The 24,171-nt window shown below is 37.4% G+C and carries 21 protein-coding genes and 1 other annotated feature; of the genes, 6 read left to right on the forward strand and 15 right to left on the reverse strand.

Annotated elements, in window-relative coordinates; translation table 11 throughout:
* Positions 1-68: 68 nt before the first annotated feature.
* From IGK70_RS10985 to recX, 3 genes are all read right to left on the reverse strand, one after another.
* The gene (locus tag IGK70_RS10985; RefSeq protein WP_002368824.1) at positions 69-1,193 is read right to left on the reverse strand and encodes an LCP family protein; all 1,125 of its coding nucleotides are present in this window, start codon (positions 1,191-1,193) and stop codon (positions 69-71) included.
* Positions 1,194-1,373: 180 nt separating this feature from the next.
* Complete coding sequence (gene mutY / locus IGK70_RS10990) at positions 1,374-2,558, reverse strand: A/G-specific adenine glycosylase (protein WP_104855881.1); 1,185 nt, start codon at positions 2,556-2,558, stop codon at positions 1,374-1,376.
* Positions 2,548-3,348, reverse strand: coding sequence for a recombination regulator RecX (recX, locus tag IGK70_RS10995; protein WP_438775254.1), 801 nt, complete (start codon positions 3,346-3,348; stop codon positions 2,548-2,550). The genes mutY and recX overlap by 11 nt, the downstream gene beginning before the upstream one ends.
* Before the next feature lie 131 nt (positions 3,349-3,479).
* Here recX and rlmD point away from each other — a divergent pair, with 131 nt between their 5' ends.
* Entirely contained in the window at positions 3,480-4,850 is a 1,371-nt protein-coding gene (gene rlmD / locus IGK70_RS11000; RefSeq protein ID WP_002356436.1) for a 23S rRNA (uracil(1939)-C(5))-methyltransferase RlmD, read from the forward strand.
* Positions 4,851-4,921: 71 nt separating this feature from the next.
* Here the strand turns inward: rlmD and IGK70_RS11005 are convergent, their stop codons facing one another.
* The 3 genes from IGK70_RS11005 to IGK70_RS11015 form a co-directional block, all read right to left on the reverse strand.
* Positions 4,922-5,170: a GlsB/YeaQ/YmgE family stress response membrane protein gene (locus IGK70_RS11005; RefSeq protein WP_002356434.1), complete on the reverse strand. Its 249-nt coding sequence runs from the start codon at positions 5,168-5,170 to the stop codon at positions 4,922-4,924.
* A gap of 180 nt (positions 5,171-5,350) precedes the next feature.
* Positions 5,351-8,473: a beta-galactosidase subunit alpha gene (gene ebgA, locus IGK70_RS11010; protein ID WP_162783028.1), complete on the reverse strand. Its 3,123-nt coding sequence runs from the start codon at positions 8,471-8,473 to the stop codon at positions 5,351-5,353.
* Positions 8,406-9,905: an amino acid permease gene (locus IGK70_RS11015; protein WP_002381422.1), complete on the reverse strand. Its 1,500-nt coding sequence runs from the start codon at positions 9,903-9,905 to the stop codon at positions 8,406-8,408. The genes ebgA and IGK70_RS11015 overlap by 68 nt, the downstream gene beginning before the upstream one ends.
* A 148-nt stretch (positions 9,906-10,053) precedes the next feature.
* Here IGK70_RS11015 and IGK70_RS11020 point away from each other — a divergent pair, with 148 nt between their 5' ends.
* Both IGK70_RS11020 and IGK70_RS11025 read left to right on the forward strand, forming a co-directional pair.
* A complete protein-coding gene (locus IGK70_RS11020) occupies positions 10,054-10,884 on the forward strand; it encodes an AraC family transcriptional regulator (protein ID WP_002356429.1) in 831 nt (276 codons plus the stop codon).
* 194 nt (positions 10,885-11,078) lie between these two features.
* On the forward strand, positions 11,079-12,581 hold the full coding sequence (locus IGK70_RS11025; protein WP_438775256.1) for a glucosyltransferase domain-containing protein: 1,503 nt from the start codon (positions 11,079-11,081) through the stop codon (positions 12,579-12,581).
* 122 nt (positions 12,582-12,703) lie between these two features.
* Here IGK70_RS11025 and rplL read toward each other — a convergent pair whose 3' ends face one another.
* The 5 genes from rplL to lsa(A) form a co-directional block, all read right to left on the reverse strand.
* Positions 12,704-13,072, reverse strand: coding sequence for a 50S ribosomal protein L7/L12 (gene rplL / locus IGK70_RS11030; protein ID WP_002356427.1), 369 nt, complete (start codon positions 13,070-13,072; stop codon positions 12,704-12,706).
* Between the two features lie 62 nt (positions 13,073-13,134).
* Positions 13,135-13,635 (reverse strand): 50S ribosomal protein L10, encoded by a 501-nt coding sequence (gene rplJ, locus IGK70_RS11035; RefSeq protein ID WP_002356426.1) that lies wholly within the window; start codon positions 13,633-13,635, stop codon positions 13,135-13,137.
* 129 nt (positions 13,636-13,764) lie between these two features.
* Positions 13,765-13,894 (reverse strand) — a sequence feature (ribosomal protein L10 leader region).
* 62 nt (positions 13,895-13,956) lie between these two features.
* A complete protein-coding gene (gene rplA / locus IGK70_RS11040; protein WP_002356425.1) occupies positions 13,957-14,646 on the reverse strand; it encodes a 50S ribosomal protein L1 in 690 nt (229 codons plus the stop codon).
* Between the two features lie 111 nt (positions 14,647-14,757).
* On the reverse strand, positions 14,758-15,180 hold the full coding sequence (rplK, locus tag IGK70_RS11045; protein ID WP_002356424.1) for a 50S ribosomal protein L11: 423 nt from the start codon (positions 15,178-15,180) through the stop codon (positions 14,758-14,760).
* Between the two features lie 122 nt (positions 15,181-15,302).
* Positions 15,303-16,799 (reverse strand): ABC-F type ribosomal protection protein Lsa(A), encoded by a 1,497-nt coding sequence (gene lsa(A) / locus IGK70_RS11050; RefSeq protein WP_220421696.1) that lies wholly within the window; start codon positions 16,797-16,799, stop codon positions 15,303-15,305.
* A gap of 375 nt (positions 16,800-17,174) precedes the next feature.
* Between lsa(A) and sdaAB the strand changes: the two genes are divergently transcribed.
* Together sdaAB and sdaAA are read left to right on the forward strand one after the other, a co-directional pair.
* Positions 17,175-17,843, forward strand: a complete 669-nt coding sequence (sdaAB, locus tag IGK70_RS11055; RefSeq protein WP_002414070.1) for an L-serine ammonia-lyase, iron-sulfur-dependent subunit beta — start codon at positions 17,175-17,177, stop codon at positions 17,841-17,843.
* A 22-nt stretch (positions 17,844-17,865) separates the two neighbouring features.
* Positions 17,866-18,738 carry an L-serine ammonia-lyase, iron-sulfur-dependent, subunit alpha gene (gene sdaAA, locus IGK70_RS11060; protein WP_002362308.1) on the forward strand — a complete coding sequence of 291 codons (873 nt, stop codon included), beginning with the start codon at positions 17,866-17,868 and terminating at the stop codon, positions 18,736-18,738.
* 64 nt (positions 18,739-18,802) lie between these two features.
* Here sdaAA and IGK70_RS11065 read toward each other — a convergent pair whose 3' ends face one another.
* The 3 genes from IGK70_RS11065 to IGK70_RS11075 are packed head-to-tail and all read right to left on the reverse strand — an operon-like array spanning position 18,803 to position 22,390.
* Positions 18,803-19,648: a M55 family metallopeptidase gene (locus tag IGK70_RS11065; protein ID WP_002365054.1), complete on the reverse strand. Its 846-nt coding sequence runs from the start codon at positions 19,646-19,648 to the stop codon at positions 18,803-18,805.
* Positions 19,645-20,748 (reverse strand): M42 family metallopeptidase, encoded by a 1,104-nt coding sequence (locus tag IGK70_RS11070; protein ID WP_002374067.1) that lies wholly within the window; start codon positions 20,746-20,748, stop codon positions 19,645-19,647. Before IGK70_RS11070 ends, IGK70_RS11065 begins: the two co-directional genes overlap by 4 nt.
* Positions 20,749-20,761: 13 nt before the next feature.
* Complete coding sequence (locus tag IGK70_RS11075; RefSeq protein ID WP_104845551.1) at positions 20,762-22,390, reverse strand: peptide ABC transporter substrate-binding protein; 1,629 nt, start codon at positions 22,388-22,390, stop codon at positions 20,762-20,764.
* 76 nt (positions 22,391-22,466) lie between these two features.
* Between IGK70_RS11075 and IGK70_RS11080 the strand changes: the two genes are divergently transcribed.
* Positions 22,467-23,189, forward strand: a complete 723-nt coding sequence (locus IGK70_RS11080) for a MurR/RpiR family transcriptional regulator (RefSeq protein ID WP_104855972.1) — start codon at positions 22,467-22,469, stop codon at positions 23,187-23,189.
* Between the two features lie 92 nt (positions 23,190-23,281).
* On the opposite strand, the gene IGK70_RS11085 is transcribed toward IGK70_RS11080, so the two are convergent.
* Positions 23,282-24,160: an alpha/beta hydrolase gene (locus tag IGK70_RS11085; RefSeq protein ID WP_010712763.1), complete on the reverse strand. Its 879-nt coding sequence runs from the start codon at positions 24,158-24,160 to the stop codon at positions 23,282-23,284.
* Between the last annotated feature and the right edge of the window lie 11 nt (positions 24,161-24,171).

Genomic DNA, 24,171 nt, shown 5'->3' on the forward strand with positions numbered 1-24,171 from the left:
TAGAAGAATAATAAGTAAGCGGATTATTTAATCTGTTATGTTCGGATTTTCTACACTTGGAAAATAAATTATTTTATAAAGCCATTTTCCGTTTTAACTGATGGCAACGGGCCGGTCTGTGTATTACCAGGAACACCAATATACGTATTGCCGTTGATGGAAGTCATTTCGTTTTCCTCAGCTGCTTCATCTTGAACGGTATAATCACTTTGATATAAAAATTCACCGTTCGTATGGAAGACATAGCCGTCTTGATCTCGTTCATCTGGCTTTTCTAAATTTAAAGACACACGTAATTGATGACGGACATTTTCAATACTATCTGGATATAGTTCAACCATACTGCGCCCTTCATTACTAAAAGTGCGCCAGTCAAAAGAAAGCTGTTGTTTATCATAATTGGTCCAAGTCAAACCTTCTTTGACTAAATGAGTCAATTCATTGGAATCCACATCAGTTTGAATGTTTCCATTTAACGAATCAATAATGTCCATTATTTTCATGATTGATTGACCAGATTTCAACTTGTCTTCAACTGCTTGAATAATTTCTTGTTGTCGGAATCCACGCATAATATCGTTATCGCTATGTCTTTCACGGGCATAAGATAAAGCTTTCGTACCATCTAAATGCTGTTTCCCTGCATCAAAATGAATGGATCCTGGCCCGTCTTTGGTGACACCATCAAACGCCTGCTTGACATTGACATCTATGCCGCCAACTGCATCAATTAACTTAATAAAAGATAAAAAGTTAAACACAACGTAATGATTGATTGGAATATTCAATAATTTCTCAACTGTGTTAACAGAAGCTGTTGGTCCATCGTAGGTATAGGCGGCTTCAATTCGCTGCATCCCTTGGTAATTTTTCGCATCAATTTGAACAAAACTATCCCGTGGCAAACTTAAATAGGTTATTTTCTTCGTCTTGTTATTCACGGTAATCACCATCATAGCATCAGTCCTAGTTGTGCCTAATTTCCGTTCAATTGTATTGTCTAGACCCATGACCAAAAACGATTGACTATCTTTATTTTGCGCTTCAGTATAATCATTTTTTATGGGGACATAGCCTTTATCAATCGTTTTCTTTAAATAGCTACCCGCTACAGCAAAGTATGCTGAGCCGACTGTGACAAAAAACAAAATGATGACTAAACTAATTAAGCTGATTTTTCGCTTCCTACTCATTGGCTGTACTTCCTCTCTCTTGAAAAGTCTCCACCATCATTACTACTCCTCTAAGCAGACAAGAGACAAGTCTATCTTACCAGTCCCCTTCAAAACTAAACATAGCAGAATTTATATAGGGGTATAACCTAGAGGAAACAAAAAAGAGGGGCTTGTTTGTTTAAAAGCCTCTCTTTTTTGTTATTTATTTTTGTGTTCTTTTTTGAACAATTCCACCATTTTTTGCTGTGGTTTTGGAAAAACATACTCTGAAAATTGTTGTACTGCCACCCATCGCTGCGACTCTAGTGTGGCTAATTCGCCTGTATTTCGGCCATAAAAGACTAAGATATGCCATTTTAAATGACTGAAAATATGAACGACTTCGCCTAAGGCACGTTTTTGCCAGACAACTGTTTCATAGTCAGCAAAAACATTGACAGGTTCTTCAGCGACCAAAGGCTCTGTTACAGGCTCTAACTCTAAAGTTAATTGTTTTTCCGTTTCTGCTGGTTGCGCCATTTTTTGCAATTGTTGAAATTGTTTTTTGCTAATTTCTTCAATCGGAAACAGCCACATATTGGCTAACAAACCTGTTTCAGGTCGTTGTTCTAATAAAAATTCTTGCTTTTTATTTTCAATAATAGTGCCGACATAATACACATCTTTCGGCTTAACTTTTTTTGATTTGACTGGATAAGCGGTCATTTTATCTGCCTGATAGGCCGCACAATATTGCTGAAGCGGACAGCTTTCACACTTAGGGGAAGTTGGGGTGCAGACGGCTGAGCCCAGATCCATTAAGGCTTGATTAAAATCCCCTGGACGCTCACGATCGATGATTTTAAGCATCGCCGCTTCAAATACTTTACGACTACTCGCTTTCGCAATATCTGCATCAATTTCAAATAAACGGCTCACTACCCGCATGACGTTACCGTCAATTGCTGGTTCGGGTAAATTAAAGGCAATACTGCCAATCGCACCAGCTGTATAGGGGCCGATTCCTTTTAAACTCCGAATATCTTCGATTGTGTCAGGCATTTTCCCACCAAATTCTGAAACAATCTGTTGCGCTGCCACTTTTAAATTACGTGCTCGTGAATAGTAGCCTAACCCTTCCCAAGCTTTCAACAACTTATCATCTGGCGCTTCCGCTAAATCTTGAATCGTCGGAAACCATTCCATAAATCGATAAAAATAATCAATGACTGTATCTACGCGAGTTTGTTGTAGCATAATTTCAGAAATCCAAATACGATATGCATCTGTATTCGCTCGCCAAGGTAAATTGCGTTTTTCTCGTTCATACCAAGCTAAAAAATCTTCCTGGAATGAACTAACTTTTTCGGGACTCCACGCCTCCCAAGGCTCTTTATTCGTCATGTTCTACTTCCTTTTCGCTAATAAATTGCTGAATCAAATCATAGTCAAACCCTTTTTGGAATAAGCTTTGTTTGACTTTTTGGACTTTTTTAGAAAAATCAAATCGCTGATTGGCACGCCATAAACGTTCGCCTTCCTTGTCTAACGCTTGTTGTTCTTGTTCTTCGTCCTTTTCAAAAGCTAAAGATTCCAAAGCTAGATCAATGATTTCATTTGTAAAGCCCTTTTGCATCAGATGCAGACGCGTTTTCTGAAGTGCATCTTTAAAACTTTTAGTTCGATAGCGTTTCATGGCTTTTTCTGCAGTTTCTGTGGCAACATTAAGTTGTTCATCTAACGTATAAAAGGTCAAGCCATGCTGAATATCTTCTTCACTAATGCCTTTTTGCTTTAATTGTTGTGCCACATTTCGTGGTCCTTTATCACTGGTTCGCATAGCTGTCCGTACGTAACTTTCACTAAAAATTGCATCATCTAACAACCGTAGCTCTTCTAAACGTTGAACGATTTTTACTCGATCTTCAGGTTCAATTTCTTTCTCTTTTAAATAAGTAAAAATCTCTTTCTTTGAACGTAATTGATAGCTTAAATAATTCATCGCCATTTGTAACCCGACATCATAAGAACTGGCTTTTTTTATTTCTTCTATTAAAGTATCTGATAACTCTTGGCCTTTTAGCAGACGCTGCCGTACTAAAATATCTTCCGAGACACGCAGTTTTTCGCCTGAAGATAGCCAAAGTAGATAAAATTCACCTTTATCTTTACTAATTCGTGTGATTGTTGTCATCTTATTCTCCTGCCCCTCTAAATCAGAACATATATTCTACTATACCATAGAATCCTTGGAAGCCAAATAAATAAAAATGTGCTAAAATGGGAGGAAGTGAAAAATGTGAGATGACTAAAGGATGAAAGAATATGACCCAACAACTAGTAAAAAAAGGCCAACAAATTTCTTTAAAAATTAAACGATTAGGAATTAATGGCGAAGGTATCGGCTATTATAAAAAATTAATTATTTTCGTTCCTGGGGCGCTACCCAAAGAAGAAGTAACTGCCACGATCACAAATGTTACACCCAAATTTGCTGAAGGAACCCTTCAATCTGTCAAAAAAGCTGCTAAAGATCGCGTGGTCCCTCCTTGTCCTGTCTATGAAACATGTGGCGGCTGCCAACTACAACATTTAGCCTACAAAGCACAATTAGACTTTAAAAAAGATTTATTAAAGCAGGCTCTTAACAAATTTAAACCAGCCAATTATCAAAACTATGAACTACGAAAAACAATTGGGATGGAGAATCCTTGGAATTATCGAAATAAAGCCCAATTCCAATTACGCCAAATCGATGGCCAAGTAGAAGCTGGTCTCTATCAAGCTGATTCACATCAATTAGTACCGATTGATAACTGTTTGGTCCAACAGCCTGCGACAACCAAGGTGATGAATACATTAGTTGATTTATTGAATAACTTTCAATTACCAATTTATGATGAACGTAAAAATAGTGGTATCTTTCGAACATTAATGGTTCGAGTGGGCATCCAAACTGGCGAAGTCCAAGTAGTGTTCATTACACAATCGCAGAAATTTCCACAAAAAGAAAAAATGGTTCGCGCAATTAATGAACAATTACCAGAAGTTGTTTCTATTATGCAAAATGTCCAAAATAAAAAAACCTCTCTAGTAATGGGTGATGATACCCTTCACTTATGGGGCAAAGAAAGCATTGAAGAACACATTAACGACGTTGTCTTTGATTTATCGCCGCGAGCATTTTTCCAATTGAATCCAGAACAAACGGAAGTTTTATATAATGAAGGAATCAAGGCCTTAGATTTACAACCAAATGAAACTGTTGTTGATGCTTATTGTGGCGTCGGGACCATTGGCTTAAGTTTAGCGAAACAAGCGCATCAAGTTCGTGGTATGGATACCATTCCCGCCGCAATTGACGATGCTAGATTCAATGCAAAACGACTTGGTGTTACGAACACACATTATGCTGTTGGAACAGCTGAAGACTTATTACCTAAATGGTTCAAAGAAGGCTTTAAACCTGATGCCATTGTAGTTGATCCCCCACGGACTGGTTTGGATCGTAAATTATTAACGGCCCTTTTGAAACAACCACCTAAGAAAATGGTGTATATTTCTTGTAATGTATCCACGTTAGCACGTGATTTAGTTCAATTAGCCAAAGTATATCAAGTAGACTATTTACAATCTGTTGATATGTTTCCACAAACCGCTCGTTGTGAAGTTGTCGTAAAATTAACGAGAAAATAAAAAAAGGCACCAAGTCTCACGAAATTCGTGAGACTTGGTGCCTTTAACTAATTAAACAATTATTTACTTAATTAGCTATTTTTTCGTCCGAAGAAGAATGAAACCACAGCAACTAAAATTACTGCCCCAATAATTGATGGCACAATTGCCATACCTGCTACGTGAGGACCCCAGCTACCTAAGATTTTTTCTCCGATAAATGAACCAACTAAACCGGCAACGATATTCGCAATCCAACCCATTGATTGACCTTTGCTTGTAAGCGCGCCAGCGATAGCACCGATAACAGCACCAACGATTAAAACCCATAAAGTATGCATAAAATAATTCCTCCTAAATGCTTTATCTAGCGAATAATTCGCTATGTTACTATTATGGACTACTTTTATTAGATAACAAAATAGTTTGCTCGTTTCCATGAAAAAAAAGCAATAATTTCTGATAATTTCATTAAAAAAGCTCAGAACAGGAGACCGAAGTGCACTGTTCTGAGCTTTTATTTAAGAAATCGTTGGTCGTTTTACTCGTTCATGTGCGACATCCGCTGCTTGAATCTCTTTATTATTAAAAGGTGTTAAGCGGAATGCCAATTGGAATTCTTCAAACGTAGTCCGGTATTTTTCTAATTGCCACTGGCCACAAGAGTAGCTACCTAGGGCGTTTTGTTTGTAATCGATATTTAAAACAACATACTCACTTTCTTGTAATTCATTGGTATGCTTAGCAACATCTAGCGCTTGTTCTTCAAAATAAGAAACACTAAAATTATATGAATCAGCCGCTGTTGCTACTACTCCTTGGCCGCGATCATCCGTGAATGCGGACCATTTAGTCGCCATGTGGTTACCATTGGCTTGTGGAACAACATAATTAGTGAACATCTCCGCCACTGTAGCATCATAAACGCCAAGTAAACCAGCTTCTTGTGAATCTACATAGTTTTCTCTCGGCCCTTTACCGAAATATTTTACTTCTGATAGAGACTTGTCTAAATGGAGAGTCACACCCAAACGTGGTAACATATCTGGCGCATTTTCAATTTTACCAGCAGGACTACCTTTTAAGTCGAAGAAAATTTCGCCATTTGGTGCAATTAAATACTGATAGGTACATTGATAATGCCAAGCACTGTTAGTCGTTCCGTTAATTGTTTTTACGATGACTTGGATAAAATCATCAACTTTTTTCCACTCAAAAGAACGGACAATTTCATGCTCTAAATGTAAGAAATATTTTTTCTTCATTTCATCAATAATTTCCATATCATTACTGATTGGTGCCCGCCAAAATGTAAATCTCGGCCCTTTATGCAATAATTTTTTACCATCTCGTGTCACATTCGTTAAGGCGCCCTTCACTTTATCAAAATTAATTGAAAAGTTTGGTCCTTCAATGTATAAATGAGGGCCAATCTCCTTTGCCATCAGCGAGCCAACTGGTGTGATCTCAATCCCTGGTGTTGCAATTGGCAATTCAAACTGTGCGGTAGCTAATTCATGACCAGCAGATGCATAGGCGGTCGTTTCTTTCAATTGATATGAAAGAGTTAAATAATAGGCGGCTCCTGCCTTTTTAGGAAAATCTAAATGATAAGGTAAGTGCAGTCTTCCTTCTTCTCTAGCAGCAATTGCTGGCACTGCTACTGTCCCTGATTGAATCACTGTTTGATCTTCAGTAATTGTATAAACCAGCTTAAAGATAGCCAAGTTTTCAAAGTCAAACCGACTCAATAATGAGAATTCACCCGACAGAACGTCAATAGCACTAGTTGTAATGGGTTCAATGACTTTTTTGTATTCATACAAGCTAGGAGATGGCGTACGGTCAGGCATCAACATCCCATCAATACAAAAATCTTTGTTACTTGGATCATCGCCGAAATCGCCGCCATAACGATAATAAACTTCACCGTTATCTGTTACCGATTCAATGCCATGGTCAAACCATTCCCAAATAAAGCCACCTTGTAATTTATCATGAGCATAAAATAGCTCTTGGTATTCTTTTAAATTCCCAGGGCCATTTCCCATCGCATGACAATATTCACATAAAATATGCGGTTTTTTTGAATTTTCAATAATCGTATTCATCAGTAATTCTCTAGTTGGGTGTTCCAACCACGTATACATTGTAGAATAGACATCCGCGACCTCTGTCTCAAAATCACCTTCATAATGAATTAAACGTGTTGGATCCATTTCTTTGGCAATACGGGCCATTTCAATAAAGTTATGACCAAACGCAGATTCATTTCCTAACGACCAAAAGAGAATTGATGGATGGTTTTTATCCCGTTGAACCATCCGTACCATCCGAGAAACATAAGCCGTTTCCCATTCTGGATCGTTGCTAATCCAATCATATTCTCCGGTTAATTCAAAGCCGTGACATTCCAAATCAGTTTCATCAATCACATACATTCCATATTCATCGCATAAATCATAGAAATAAGCAGATGCTGGATAATGACTGGTTCGAATGGCATTAATATTAAATTGTTTCATTAAACGAATATCTTTTTCAATTTCTTCACGACTAACCACTCGACCATTTTTCGGATTATAATCATGACGATTCATTCCTTTTAGTTTAATGGCCACACCGTTGACTAAGAAAGTCTCACCAGATACATGAATATTTCTGAAACCAACTTTTTGCGGAATAACTTCGACGACTTCCCCTTCAGAAAAAACAGTGATAAATAGCTGATACAAGTATGGTTTCTCCGCTGACCAAGCAGTGACAGACGGCAAACTTGCTGAAAATTCAACCGTACCTTGATTTCCTGCGACAGTCTCTTTAAGAACCGTTTTTCCCTGCTGATCCATCAACTCCAATTGAACTTGTTGTCCTTTGTCTTGCCAAAATTTACCCGTAATTGCCAAGTGGCCATTTTGATACGAATCATCTAAATCGGAAATAATAAAGAAATCTTCCAGCCCATTTTCTGGTACACCGAGTAATTCAACATCACGAAAAATACCACTTAACCACCACATATCTTGATCCTCTAAATACGTACCATCTGACCATTGATAGACTCGCACCGTTAAATCATTTGTTTCACCAATTTTAGCGTAATGCGTAATGTCAAATTCTGCTTCATTTCGTGCACCTTTACTGTAGCCAACTTCATGGCCGTTCACCCAAACATGATAAGCTGAATCTACGCCACAAAAACGTAAAATGATTTTTTTATCGTGAAATGTTTCATCTATAGCAAATGTCCGTTTGTAAATACCTGTTGGGTTTTCCGTTGGTACATACGGCGGATTAATGGGAAAATTGTACCATAAATCAGAGTAATGCATTTTGCCATATCCTTGGACTTGCCAATTTCCAGGAACAGTGATTTGATCCATTTGGCTTGTATCAAAGTCCGTCGCAAAAAAGTTTTCTGGGCTGTATTCTGGCGCTTCTAAAAAGAAAAAATGCCAGCGTCCGTTTAAATTTTTGTATGCTTGTGTATATTTATTTTCATTTAATAACGCTGTTTCTTTCGAGGGAAAGCTCGAAAAGTGTGCTCGTCCAGGCAACCGATTAATACTATCTACTTTATAATTTTCCCAAGTCTTCATAATCCATTTCTCCTTTACCAACTTCATTTTTTTCTTTTGTTTCATACCGTTTCCAACAAATCCAAGCAAAGCCCATAAAGACAATTAACCCAATGATGTTATACGCCAACATTCCCAGTGGACTAGCGGTTCCTTTCGGTAATGTGCCATTGATTTCTTCCATGATTAATTTTGGATCCGGCACAGTTGACATAAAGAATACAAAGATAAAAATGGCTAATAAGAAAATCCCCGCAATTAAGCCAAAGGTTCGATTACCAAAGCGGAAACTTCTCGGCATTGTTTCTTTTTTCCAACGAAGCCCAATATAGGCGATTAACAAGAACAAGACAGGCACTAATGACGTAGAAGCTGTCATATTAATTAACGTTTCTAAAAAGCTATCTATATTTCCAATTCCTAGTGCTGGAATGGCAACTAAAATCGTCACAATAATTCCTTGAACTAACAAAGCATTGGTTGGATTTCCCTCTTCGTTGGTTTTCACTAGCCACTTACCGAAGACCCCATCAGGAATTTCTGAGAAAAATACTTTAACTGGTGCTGCTGTCCACAGAGCCAAAGAACCAAGACTTCCGACAAATAAGATAATTCCTACTAAGCGCACCATCATTGCTGCGGGAATATGGAAATACGTACCTAAAATTTTAAAGATATCAAAAATACCATTTGAAAAATTTCCTTTTAAGACGTCCGTTGGCACTACCAAACCTACAGCAACGGCACCAAGAATATACATGATACCGACCGCAATCGTTGCACCAATCATCGTGCGGACAAACGTTTTATTGCCGCCTTTAACATCCTTAATATATACACCGATACTTTCACCACCGCCAACAGCTTGTAAAATCCACGCCATCGTCATGAAAAAAGTCCAATTAAAAGTTGGCATAATTGACGTCGTGGTAAATTCTTGTGCTGGCTCATTGCCAAAACCAAACACGACGACAAAGGCTAAAACCACAAAAGCCACGCCCATAAATAAACGAGCACCACCCGCTAAGCTAGTCACTTTCGAAATCCACGAAACCCCTTTAATACAAACCCATGTCATTAACCAAAATAACAGAATAGAAATCACTGCAATTATTTTAGTACTATGGTTTCCTTGAAAAACGTTTTGACCTAAAAAAGCGTATGAACCATAAATCAATGTATTCGGTAGTAATGAACAGAAGAAAAACAAGTTGACAAAGAAATATGACCAAGCGCCTAAAAATGCCCATTTAGGTCCTAACACAGATTCCAACCAACTGTGAACACCTGATTCATTTTCAGAATTAGCAGAAGCAAATTCTGCAATCATTAGAATAAATGGTAAAAAGTAAAAAATAGAGCCGAATAAATAGCCTGGAATAGTTGCTAGGCCAATCTGAATACTGTTGTTAACAATGCTGGGAAAGGCAAAAACCGCTGAAAAAGTCATGAGCATCAATGCGACAGAACCTAATCGTTCCCGTGAATGTGTTGCCATTTTACTACATCCTCTCTTTATCAAATTAATTAGTACTCACACATTGTAAAACGCTTACAGTTTTTTAAAAATAAAAAATGTTGCCTATTTCTTGTAAAGATGTTGACTTTTAGAAAGCCTTTACATACTCTTATAAAGAGGTGATAGCATGCAAAATGTTTTTACAAATAATGTCAGCATCCTGATTAATGATCAACCTATTAGCCAAGAATTTCATCTTTATGAAGCTGGCTATGAAAAATGCCGCCCGACAAAACCAACTGAGTTTGCCCCCATTAATTATTGGGTTTTGCATTATTGTAGCGATGGTGAAGGTTATTTTTCAACACCCTTTATGGAAAAACAACACATTACCGCTGGCGATTTGTTTATGATTCCAGCTAATTGTCGCAATATTTATTATCCTAATCGGCAAAATCCTTGGACCTATCATTGGGTCGGTTTTGTTGGAGATCTTTCGTCTCAGTATTTAGAAAAAATAGGCCTGACTACCGAAAATTGTATTTTAAAAGGAACTGTTGATAAGAAATTAGAAAGTTTATTTAAAAATATTTACCAAGAAGCGAAGAAACATAATCATTTTGGCAGTTTAAGTGAAAGCTTTCAATTGTTGAATTATCTAGAGCATCATTCCGTTACACAGCACGAAAATCAAAGCCAACAATTATTTAACCAAATTAAAATGGCTATTCACGAAAATTTTTCAAACAATCTTTCAATTAGTCAATTAGCTTCTGAGTATAACATTGATCGTAGCTATTTATTTAAGCTGTTTCAGCGTTATGAACAAACAAATCCTAGTATTTATGTACAAAACTTAAAATTGCAAAAAGCCTGTTCTCTGTTAAGAAAAAGCTCCCTAACCATCACGGAAATCAGTTTTGAAGCAGGTTTTTCTTCACCTTCTTATTTTTCAAAATTTTTCTTCCAGAAAAAAGAGATGACACCTCGACAATATCGTCAACAGTTTTTGACTTAAAATAAATTGTTGCTTATCTGTAGTTAAAGAAAAAAACGATTTATTTAATAATTTTCAAATTTAGGTAGTTCTTATAATTTATCTATTTTATAATTAATTAGGGTTTTATTATAGGTGGGAGTGTGATATATAGACTAATCAAAATCAATAAATAATTTACAAGTTTTAGCAAATAAACAATATTGGAGAGAAAAATGAAACATTTTATTAAAGAAAACAAAGGTTTAGCCATCTACAGCTTTTTAATTGTCTTTGCTACTTATGGTATTAAACTATTTAACAATACTTACGCTATTGATACTATGCACTTAATGACTAACTACAGAGGCTACTTAAAACATTGGGTTTCGATTGGTAGACCAGGATTAGTAGCTTTAAAGCTTTTAACATACAACTATGTAAATGTTTATTTTTTAAATTTGTTAGCTATTATTTTCTTTGCTATCGCCACTATCTTGTTGTGCTATTATGTTGATCTTTCAACTAAGCAGATTTATAACAAAAAGTATTTATATATTATCCCAAGTATTTTTCCAACCAGTCAATTATTTAGCGAACAATTTTACTTCGTCCTACAAAATTTTGAATTTTCATTAGGTATCTGTTTGGTTATACTTTCTCTCATTGCTATTTACCATATTCCCAATAAAATTTTTAAATTATTCGGCTTTTTGTTGCTGACATTTACACTTACTATGTACCAATCATTCTTTGTATTTGCGTGTACCTTAATTTTATTCAAGATTTTAATGACATTGTATTTTGCTCAGTTGAATGACCTTAAAATTTCTTTTAAAGACTATGCCTTCAAAATTGGTCATTTTATTCTACTAGCTATTTCATCTCTCGTTCTATCTCAACTAATGACGGTGTTAGCGAAAAAAGTTTTAAACGTTGAAAGCTCCTATCTAGATAATATGATTCTTTGGGGTAAACGCCCCTTGATAGATTCTATCAACGATATTAAAGATTACGCCAAAGAACTATTCTTCCCTCCAGTCGGAGACACTTTTTTTACACCGCTGTTTTTGATATGTATTCTTTTACTGGTCATTGTATTAATTAATATGTCCTATCTGAAACGCAAAAATGTTTTCTTCATCTTTATTACCTTGTTAGGTATTCTAATCACTCCACTCATGTTTACAATTTTAGGTGGAAAACGTCCAGCAATTAGAGGTGAAGTACCTAACTTCCCTGCTGTTTTAGCGTTATTACTCATCTTTATTATGATTTATTGGGGATACAACTTTGTGCTTAAACATTTATTAATTGGTATAGTAATTCTCTTTACTTTTATTCAAGTTCGGGAAACAACCAACCTAGAATATTCTGAGTATCTAACAGCGGAAGAAGATTTACGTACTGCGGAAATGATTACAAATAATATTTATTCAATGGAAATTGAGAATCCAGAATCCTATAAACTTTTAATGTATAGAAATCGTTCTCCTCAGAATGTTTCAAATATAAAAGGTGAAACAAACGGTGTCTCATTATTTGAATTCATGCCTAACTCGGTGCATACTAGTTTAAATACTTTGCTCTATATGAAAACATTTGGATTAAATTTTAATGATCCTACCCCAGAAGATTTTGAAAAACACAAAGCTTTACAAGCGGAAATGAATGTCTGGCCTAGCAAAGATTCTATCCGAGTGGTAGATGATTGTATTGTTGTTAATTTGTCAAAGTAGACAATTAAATTTTATAGATATTTTACTAGCGGTAGTTGTTTTAGCAAAAGACAACTACCGTTTGCTATAAAAAAAGAACCCTTGCCACACAAGGGTTCTCGAACATTCAAAAGTTGAATGAATTATTTTACTGTTACTGAAGCGCCAACTTCTTCTAAAGCAGCTTTTAAAGCTTCTGCTTCTTCTTTAGAAACAGCTTCTTTAACTGGTGCAGGAGCGCCATCAACTACAGCTTTAGCTTCTTTCAAGCCTAAGCCAGTTGCTTCACGAACTGCTTTGATAACTTTAACTTTTTGATCGCCAGCTGCTGTTAATTCAACAGTGAATTCAGTTTGTTCTTCTGCTGCTCCACCTGCTGCTGGTCCAGCTACTGCTACAGGAGCTGCTGCTGATACGTCAAATTTTTCTTCGATAGCTTTAACTAATTCGCTTAGTTCTAAGATAGTTGCTGTTTCTAACTCAGCAACGATGTTTTCAATGTTTAATGCCATTTTGAATTTCCTCCATTTAAATTAAAATTGTTTGTTTTTTATTGGTTTGAATTAGACTGCAATTAAGCAACTTCTTCGTTTTTCTCTGCCACTGCTTTGACAGCGTAAGCCACGTTGCGGACTGGCGCTTGTAATACAGATAATAGCATAGATAGTAAACCTTCGCGGTTTGGTAGTTTTGCCAACGCAGTAATTTGTTCCACTGAAGAAACTTTTCCTTCGATGACGCCACCTTTGATTTCTAATGCTTTTGCATCTTTAGCAAATTCGTCGATGATTTTAGCTGGTGCTACTACATCGTCGTTGCTGAATGCGACAGCAGTTGGGCCTGTAAAGACTTCGTCTAAGCCGTCTAAACCAACTTTTTTAGCTGCACGAGAAAGGATTGAGTTTTTGATGACTTTCATTTCTACGCCTGCATCACGTAATTGTTTACGTAAGTTAGTGACTTCTTCAACTGTTAAACCACGGTAGTCCACGATTACAACTGATGCTGCTGATTCAAATTTCTCAGCGGCTGCTTGAACTAGGGTTTCTTTTTTAGCGATTGCTGCTTCACTCATTTATTTCACCTCCTGATTTTGATGGTGGAGTTGGACTTGGTTTACGATATGTAAAGTAGAAGAATCAAATGAAACTTCGCTCACTTCGCTCGCCAAGTATTGTTTTACATCGTTTTTTTTCAAAAAGTCGTGTAAAACAACAAAACTCCATGCCACCGTAGACATAGAGGGACTGAATTGTATATAACTCAACAATTGTCCTCGGTAGGAAATTAAGACTTGCGTCACCTACTGTCTTCGGTACAGTTAATTATTAACCTCACTCACTTTACCATAGGGTAAGTGAGTGAGTCAAGAATTTTTTAATTATTTTCTTTCAAATTAGAAAGAAGCTTGGTCAACGTGGATTCCAGGTCCAAATGTTGTTGTTACTGAAATGTTTTTGATGTATTGACCTTTAGCAGTTGATGGTTTAGCTTTCAATAATACGTCGTTAATTGTGTTGAAGTTTTCAACCAATTTTTCGTTATCAAATGAAACTTTACCGATTGGTACGTGGATGTTACCAGCTTTGTCAACGCGGTAAGTTACTTTACCAGCTTTAACTTCTTCAACAGCTTTTGTAACGTCCATTGTTACAGTACCAGTTTTAGGGTTTGGCATTAAACCTTTTGGTCCTAAGACACGGCCTAATTTACCAACTGTAGCCATCATGTCAGGAGTCGCAACAACTACGTCAAAGTCGAACCATCCACCTTGGATTTTTGCAACCATGTCGTCGTCGCCTACGAAATCTGCACCAGCAGCTTCAGCTTCTTTAGCTTTTTCGCCTTTAGCGAATACTAAAACAGTTTGTGTTTTACCAGTTCCGTTTGGAAGCACAACTGCTCCACGGATTTGTTGATCTGCTTTTTTAGGGTCAACGTTCAATTTGTAAGCAACTTCAACTGTTGCGTCAAATTTCGCGATGTTTGTATCTTTTGCTAAAGCTACTGCTTCTTCAACTGAGTAAGCTTTTGTAGCATCAACTTTTTTCAATGCTTCTTGCATTTTTTTGCTCTTTTTAGCCATTTTGTTTCCTCCTTGATTGTGGTTATAACGGTTGTACCTCCCACGTCTTTCATATCTTTAAATATGAAACGAACTGAGAAGCTACTTCTTTGAGTAAGTGTGGAATAAAAATTATTCTACGATGATACCCATGCTTCGTGCAGTTCCTGCAACCATGCGCATTGCTGCTTCAACGTCAGCGGCGTTTAGGTCTGCCATTTTAAGTTCAGCGATTTCTTTCACTTGATCGCTTGAAACTGTTGCAACTTTAGTTTTGTTTGGTTCACCTGAACCTTTTTCGATTTTTGCAGCTTTTTTCAATAAGACTGCAGCAGGTGGTGTTTTAGTAATGAATGTAAATGAACGATCTTCATATACAGAGATTACTACTGGAATAATCAAGCCTGCTTGGTCAGCTGTACGAGCATTGAATTCTTTAGTGAATCCCATGATGTTGATACCTGCTTGACCTAACGCTGGACCTACTGGTGGAGCTGGTGTTGCTTTCCCCGCAGGAATTTGTAATTTAACGATTTTTTCTACTTTTTTAGCCACGAAAATACCTCCTTAAGTTCTCGTGCGTGGTTAATGGGGTTGAGATTTCCCCTCCCACTCAACGTACATTTAAAACATACCCTGTTATTATACAGGATTCCCTTTACTTTTTCAAGATGTTTTTATGATTTCAAGACAATTTTTTTATCTGTTATTTTCTTCATGAAATGTGCATCATGCTCAATCACTAGCATTGCAGGCTTCACAGATAAGATTAGCGCTTCTAATTGTTGATGATTAAATACATCCAAGTAATTAAGGGGTTCATCCCAAATATAAAGTTCAGCTGATTGAGACAATGATTTGGCTACTTCGACTTTTTTCCGTTGCCCCATACTCATTTGTTCAATTCGATTAGTGAAAACGGCGCGCTCCATCCCAAGTTTTCGTAAGTTATTTAAAAATTGAGTGTAATCTAACTGATTTTTCTCTGCAAATTCGGATAAAGTTCCTTGATTGTCTTCATAATCTTGGCGCACATAAGAAATGGTTAATTGGTGAGCCAAAGTGGCTTCGCCTTCTGAATCTCCAGAAAAATCCCCCAACAAATACTGAATCAAGCTCGATTTTCCTGAGCCATTTTTTCCTGTTATTCCAACAATTTCTCCCGCGTTTATTGAAAAAGAAATTGGCGCAAATAGCCAATTTTTCTCGTAGCCTAGACGAAGCTCTTCCACCGTCAATAATGTTTTGTGATGCGTTGGCTGATAATCCATTGACAAAGGATCAATATACTCAAGATCTTTTAATAGTTTTTCTTTTTCTGCTAATTGTGTTTCGGCACGTTGTTGAATGTGTTTTGAGCGCTTCATTACGCGCGCTGCCCGGGCACCAATGGCTCCTGTATCAAAAATCGCCCCGCTTCCTTTTTCCTTAGCGTTGCCGTACTTATCACCTTCACGGTTCATCGACCATTCCGCTTTTTTACGAGCGGTTTCTTTCAAGCGATTGACTTCTTTTTTGATTTTTTCATTTTCTGCTAGTTCAAAAGCATCTCTTAATTTTTTTTGCTCTTCATAAATAGAAAAATTCCCTTGATACAGCGTCAATTGACTTTTTTCAATCGCCAAAATATGATCAACCACTTCATCAACAAATGCCCGATCGTGGCTGACTAAAATAAACCCGTGTTTCTTTTTCTTCAAATATTCAGCCACTTGTTGTCTGCCAGCTAGATCTAAGTGATTTGTTGGCTCGTCAATTAAAGGAAAGGCATTTTCTTCAATAAAAAGAATACCTAATAAAACTTTCGTCTTTTCGCCGCCTGATAAAGAAGAAAAGGGCCGCCATAAAACTTCAGGATCAACGTTTAAAAGCGTTAATTCTCGTTCTAATTCCCACTGTTCAAAAGAAGTCACCTCTTGTAAGACATAATAAGTGAGCTGTTGTTCTTCTGCAACTGTTTGTGGAAAATATACGAAATCGACTTGATGAAGAATCTCTCCTTGGTAATCCAACTGCTTTTGTAACAATCTTAATAAGGTTGTTTTCCCACGGCCATTGCGGCCAATCAATCCTAATTTCCAATTGGTATCCATCGTGATATTTGCCTGATCAAAAAGCAACGCTTCTTGATTATCATAGGCAAAAGATAGTTGTTTTAGTTCAATTTTCGACATAAATATACCTCCATAAAGCAAAATTGATGCAGCTTTACGGAAATCAGCGGCATCAATCCAAGGTATACAAAAAGACCCGTGGCTGAATTCTTTAAGCTAATTTCCGAAAATCCGCACACTCCACCCGTTATATTCAGGCAAAGTTATACAGTTTCTCTAAAAAATTAACTTAAATTTTCAACGCACGAATCCCTCTTTTCGTCTTTTATTATCTAGAATTTAGCATCTCTTCACTGATTTGTCAACGAAGGCCCCTTGCTTTCATTCTAATAAAAATTTAAATTATTCGCTAAAACACAAGCGATTGCCTAGTTCCCCGCCATTTTTTGTGTTAGACTTCCAATGAAAACATATTCTAATGAAGAAGGTGCTGAAATGGAAGAGTTACGCTTTAATAGTGTTTTTGATATTATCGGACCCGTTATGATTGGTCCAAGCAGTTCTCATACAGCTGGAGCGGCAAGAATTGGAAAAGTGGTTCGGAGTATTTTTGGACAGCAACCTGATAGCGTTGACATTTATTTATATGAGTCTTTTGCTAAAACTTATCGTGGTCACGGAACAGATATCGCCTTAGTTGGCGGCCTTTTAGGTATGGAACCAGATGATGAGCAACTAGCCAATTCTTTGGAAATTGCTTATGAACAAGGAATGGAAGTTTGTTTTATTCCTAAAAGTGAAAAAGCAGACCATCCTAATTCCGTTAAAATTGTGGTTTCTTCTGGCGACCGAAAACTATCTGTGACAGGAATTTCAATTGGTGGTGGAAACATTCAAATTTCTGAATTAAATGGCTTCAAATTGTCTTTAAGTATGGGCACGCCAACATTTATCGTTGTCCATCAAGATGTTCCTGGCATGATTGCTAAGGTGACCAACATCCTTTCAGCTAGCGATATCAATATTAGTACAATGACCGTTACCCGAGAATCTAAAGGGGAAAAAGCGATTATGATTATTGAAGTTGATCAAGCCGAAGTCGGTGACATTGTCATGCAATTAGCTGAAATCCCTCATATATATAGCGTTAACTATTTTGACTAAATGAACGTAAAGGAGTAATACGATGTTTTATTCAATTGAAGATTTGGTAGCTCAAGCGAAAGATTACCCTTCTGTGAGCGAATTAATGATTGCAACAGAAATGGCTCATGGCGGGTATTCTCGTGAACGAATTATTGAAACAATGGAAAAAAATCTAGCCGTTATGAAACAATCCGTCGCTGAAGGAATCGCTGGTGTTACCTCAGTAACAGGGCTAACTGGTGGCGATGCAACCCGCTTAAATGATTACATACATTCAGGCAACTTTTTAAGCGGTGAGACCATTTTACAAGCCGTGCGAAATGCGATTGCTGTTAATGAAGTTAATGCGAAAATGGGCTTGATTTGTGCTACACCAACCGCAGGCAGTGCCGGAGTAGTTTCTGGCGTCTTGTTGGCAGTTATTGATCGCTTAAAGTTAACGCATCAGCAACAATTGGATTTTCTATTTACAGCTGGGGCTTTTGGCTTAGTGATTGCCAATAATGCCTCAATCAGCGGTGCCGAAGGTGGTTGTCAAGCTGAAGTCGGTTCTGCTAGTGCAATGGCCAGTGCCGCTTTAGTTGCGGCTTCTGGCGGTACGCCTGATCAATCTGCTCAAGCTGTGGCCATTACGATAAAAAATATGATGGGCCTCATTTGTGATCCTGTTGCGGGACTTGTTGAAGTCCCTTGCGTGAAGCGAAATGCATTAGGTTCTTCTCAAGCCTTCATCTCAGCTGACATGGCTTTAGCGGGGATTCGAAGTGTCATTCCACCAGATGAAGTCATCCACGCAATGTACCAAGTGGGTCGCCAAATGCCACAAATTTTCAAGGAAACCGCTGAAGGCGGTCTTGCGGTGACACCAACTGCACAACGTTTAAGCAAAGAAATTCTAGAGAAACAAAAATAGAAATAACTATAGCAAGAAGCTTACAGAAAAAAACGTCCACTCGTTTTTTCCGTAAGCTTCTTCTTTAATAACTTGTTCCGCCTAAACCAACCACAGCGACAATTCCATTCATGACATCTTTCATCGTTTCACCTACAAATGAAACAGTTCTACCATCAATGCGTTTAATCATTGGTAACATTTCAATACGATCTGCTTGTGCTGTCGTCACGCATTGCAATTTTACAGTTGCTGGTGTTTGCAAGGCATATCGGGGTAATTCAGACAACGCAAAGGAAGTTAACACCTGACTTGTAGTTGCTACGATAGCTTCCCGAACTTGTTGCATGGGTCTATTTTTGATTGCATAACGTCCCAGAGATTCTTTGGTGGAAACAAAGGGAACTTCGGGCATCATTTTTTCTTGAAAAAGTTGTTCCTCTAAGCCTGATTCACCGATAATTAAACCAACAGGGACACCTAATTCGCTAGCGTAAGCTGCATTAATTGTCGTTTCATTCATCGCTAAGTCGTTTATTTTTAAATCATAAGCAACACTAGCGCTATACCCATGATCCATATTCCCTTTTTGTTTGCCAATACCGGCATGATAACCTAAGAAAAAGACCACATCATAGCTACTATCCAAGCCACTCATCATATAATCCATGCGAGGAAAGCCGCTCACTAAGGAAATTCGTTCATCCATTTCTGCCAAGCGCGCATAAGCTAAATTCAATCCACGGCTATGCGAATCGGCAATAGTAATTTCTGTAATTTGTTCATTTTTGGCACTCTTTTGAATCCCTTCAATCAACCAAGCCACATGTTGGTGATATAATTCTCGAAATAAAACGGTGTCTTCTTTTTCCATATCAAATGTCGCAATACCTGCTAATCCTTCAATATCGCATGACACATAAATCTTCATTTGTTCCACTCCTTTGACAATGGCTGAACCAGTGCTTGAATTTTGTCGGCGTCTAAATTTTTGATTAATTGAATGACTAATTCTTTCGCCGCTTGGTAATCTTGAAAGTCCACATAGCAATGGGGTGTGTGAGCGTAACGGACAGGAATTCCTACAACAATCGTCGGGGCTCCTTGAACTTGTGTAATCGCCATGCCATTGGTTCCACCACCACTTCGAACAGAAACTTGAACAGGAATTTTGTTTATTTTAGCAATCTCTAGTGCATACTCTTGAAATTCCGGATTCGTAATCATAGAAACATCAAAATAACGTAACATCGGTCCTTTTCCCATTGCTGATTGAATCATCTCTGGCGTTTCTGCCGTATCATCAGCCGGGCAGCCTTCGAAAACAATAGCTAAATCAGGATTGACTTGCTTTGCGGCAATAAGTGCTCCTCTTTCGCCAACTTCTTCTTGTGCAGTTACTGTCGCAACTAACTTGAATGGAAGTGTCTCTTCTTTCAACTCCTCCATGACATCCACTAAGCAAGCACAGCCAATGCGACAATCAAAAGCTTTTCCTAAAAAAAGATCTGTCTGTTCGTTGTAACAGCACGTCACATCTGGAATGACCGGTGCACCAAGATCGATTTTGTACGTTTCAATTACTTCTTCTTTTGAGGTAGCACCAATGTCGATCGTCAAATCAGCAATGGTTAACGGCCGCTGACGTTCCTCTGGTGTCATAAAATGAGGAGGTCGACTAGTAACTACGCCTGGCAGATAGGTACCTTCCCGGTTGCGAATCCGAACTTTTTGTGCAGAAATCGTATTAGGGACCCAGCCACCTAACGGAAGAAAACGCAACAAGCCGTTTTCTTTAATTGCTTGAATCATAAAACCCACTTCGTCACTATGAGCATCAAAAAGCACTACTGGACCTTCACTTAGATTATTTTTCTTCTCAAGATATAAATTTTTAATGGCATCTAGCCGTTGAATAGTAAAATCTGCAGTTGCGTGTTGAAGGATTCTAACGACTTCTGTTTCAAAACCTGAAACACCATTAGCATTTGAAAGTTCCTGAATTAATTGAACAGCTTGACTTTTTTTCATTTTTTCCCAACCTTTACTTGTCACTGATAGAGACTGATTTGTAATAGCCTGAACCTAATGGACCATAGACTAAATTTTGGACAGAATCGTCCACTAAGCGTGCTTCTGTTAATTGATAAAGAGGAACTAGGGGTGCTTCTTCCGCAACCAATTGATCCGCTTTTTGTAATGTTTTCCAACGTTCTTCATATTTATTTGCATAAGTTACGTTTGCTTCTTGAAGCAACTGATCAAAGGTCTTATTAGACCATTTACCAAAATTATTGGAATTTTTTGATTGCAGTAAGTTTAAGAAATCGATTGGATCAGCATATACTGGCGTCCAGCCACCAACCACAATGTCGAAATCTCCGCTGCGACTTTTTTCTAAACGATTATTAAAAGGAACTGGTGAAACATTGACTGTTAAATTTTCTAAATTATCTGCTAAAGCTCCTTGAACATACTCACTGATTTTTTTAGCATTTTCTGTATCCGAACTTAAAATCGTTAGCTCCGCTTTTTCAATTCCTAATTCTTTTTTAGCCGTTTGCCATAACTCTTTCGCTTTTTCTGGTTCACTAGGATTTAAATCTCCTAATTCCTCTGCAAAATCTTTTTGCGTTTCTTGATTAGTGAAACCTGTTGGCACGAAGCCAAGTGCTTTTTTTGAGCCATCATTTAAAACATTTTTAGCTAAACGTTCAGAATTCAATGATAATGCTATCGCTCGACGTGCATTCTTATTTGCCAAAAGATCTTTTTGCGTATTTAATTGGATATAATACGTTCCAGGAATTTCACGAATTTTCAAAGCTGCATTGCCTTGTTCTTGTGCAACAATTTCTCCAGAAATTTTTACAACATCTAATTCTTTCCCTTCGAAAAGATTTTTCCCAGTATTGACTTCTTTAACTACTTGGACATCCACCTTATCTAGCGAAACATTCGCTTGATCCCAATAATTTTTATTCTTCACATAGGACCAAGTATTATTCGTGCCATCCCAACCTTCTAATGTGAAGGCGCCATTGTAAAGTGTTGACTCAGCTGATGTACCATAGTTTTTGCCCGTTTTTTCGACAAATGCTTCATTTAAAGGATAAAAAGCTGGTACCGCCAATAATTGTTGAAAATAACTCATAGGATAGCTTAGCTCTACTTCCAAGGTATGGTCATCAATGGCTGTTACCCCTAACTCTTCTTTAGATTTGCCACCGTCAACAATAGCACGATAATTTTTTAGCCCTTCAAAGTAATACGCTTGCGGGGAAGCTGTTTTTGGGTCCACTGTGCGCTTCCAAGAGTATTCAAAATCATTGGCTGTGATCGGCTCGCCGTTACTCCATTTTGCATCTTTTCGAATCGTAAAAGTATAGATTAAACCATCATTGGAGGGCTGTACTTTTTCAGTTGCCAATGCTGGTTTAGCTTCTCCTTTTTCGTCAAAGGAGAAAAGTCCCTCCCCTACTTGGCTCATTACATCTGCTGCTGTATTATCCATTGCCAACGACACGTCTGCCGTTGATAATTCCGAATCAATTCCGACCCGTAATACCTGTTGTTCTTGCTTTTTGGTTTCTTTCCCAACACTTCCACAGCCCGAGAGAAGTAAAACCATGATTGCTGCCAAAGACAGCCTTTGCTTTGTTGCCCTTTTCATAAAAACACCTCATTTTTTATTTTTTGATACCTTTTTCCCACAAAATTATTTATAATCTGATAAAGGAGGTTTGCTCATGAACTTAGATTACTTAAAAGAAACGTATCATTTAACAAAAACAGAAAGTCAGATTTTGTATTATTTGGAACAACAAAGTACGAACGCGGCCGATTTGAGTATTCGAGAAGTTGCCAAACACTGCTTTTCTTCGCCTAGTTCCATCATTCGTTTAGCCAAAAAATTAAATTTATCAGGTTATAATGAACTTATTTACAAATTAAAAGAAGCCCATTTTTCTCAGCCAATCCCTTTTGAAACAGCGCCTTCATTTGAAACAACCAACGAGTTTTGTCGACTGCTTGCCAAACACAAGAGTCATTTATTTGTTATTTTAGGTCATGACTTTTCACGACATTTGGCGGCTTACATTAGTGAAGTTTTCAATTTTCATGGCATCCCCAGCATCACAACAGCCTATACTCATTTGATAAATAGTCAAAATAATCAGAATTTTCTTTTTATCATTCTTTCACATTCTGGTGAAGAAAAATACCTAAAAGAAACAGCTCTGCTTGCGAAAGAGAAAAAACATCCTATCATTTCTTTTGTTGGTGCCAAAAATTCAACTCTTGGTCGACTGGCAGATCTCGTTTTTTCAACTGACTCTTACAGCCCGTTTTCAACAAGTGTCGCTCAGCCACAAATGTTTTTTGGCCAAACATTAATCACCTTTGAAGCCTTGATTTGTGCTTATTTAAATCATGAGGATTCCATTCCAATATCTCCTAAAAATAAATAATTTTATTTATTATAGCTGAAAAAAGCTATTTCGCTAGCCCAAGTATAGAAAAAGGCACATGTTCCATTTTTTATGGAACATGTGCCTTTTTGCTATTTTTTACTCGGCCATAAAAATTCGATTAACAATTGATCTACTTCAGGATTTTCATGTAATTGACTATGTTGTGCATTTTCTCCTTTAATAATCTGGCTAGTGACTTGAGTTCCTCGCTGTCTTAGCAAGGCGTTGACTGCTAAGGCACTAGATAACGGTACCGTTCCATCACTTAAATCTGTTGGACTTAATTGACCACCAATTAATAAAATGGGCAGTTTTTCTGGAACAACATTAATCATCTCTTGATAATCCAAATAGCGGCTACTTTTTTCTGTGGGGCCGTTTTCTAGTTCCGTTTCGATGGTTTGCTGTTGACTCGTATCAATAAAATCATTGAAAGGTGCTCCAATGCTGACGAATTTTTCAATTTTAGGTAACGATGCGTCTTGCCCATAGGTTCCTAAATAACGTAAACCACTAACACCACCCATAGAGTGCCCGACAATATTGGCTTTGTTCACTTGATAATTTTTTTGTAAATAGAGTAATGTGTTTTTTATCCATTCTGTTTGATTCCATTCATTGTTTTTATTATCTTCAAATAGAACTTGAACACTGGGATTCGTCGCTTTGCCACTTAAAGCTCCTCGCTCTTTAACCACGGTCCCATCAGGTTTAACGAGTAGCACTAATTCTTGAGTTGTGGCACCTTGTTTCTCCAAGCGATGCAGTAACGAGCCAAACGAATTTTTAGTTCCTGCGTAACCATGAAAAAAAAGTGTTGGTGTTGGTGTGCGGTTTAACTCAACAGTTGCTTCTTTTGTGGCGGCTTGATTGTCATTCTTCGTGCTTGCCCCAATTTGGCAAGCACTTAATAATAGAACAAGACCTATTAGCAAAGAAAAATAACGATATTTTTGGGCATGTTTCATTTTTTCATTCC

Origin of the sequence: Enterococcus sp. DIV0358, from assembly GCF_051713465.1 — a bacterium.
Lineage (GTDB): Bacteria > Bacillota > Bacilli > Lactobacillales > Enterococcaceae > Enterococcus > Enterococcus faecalis.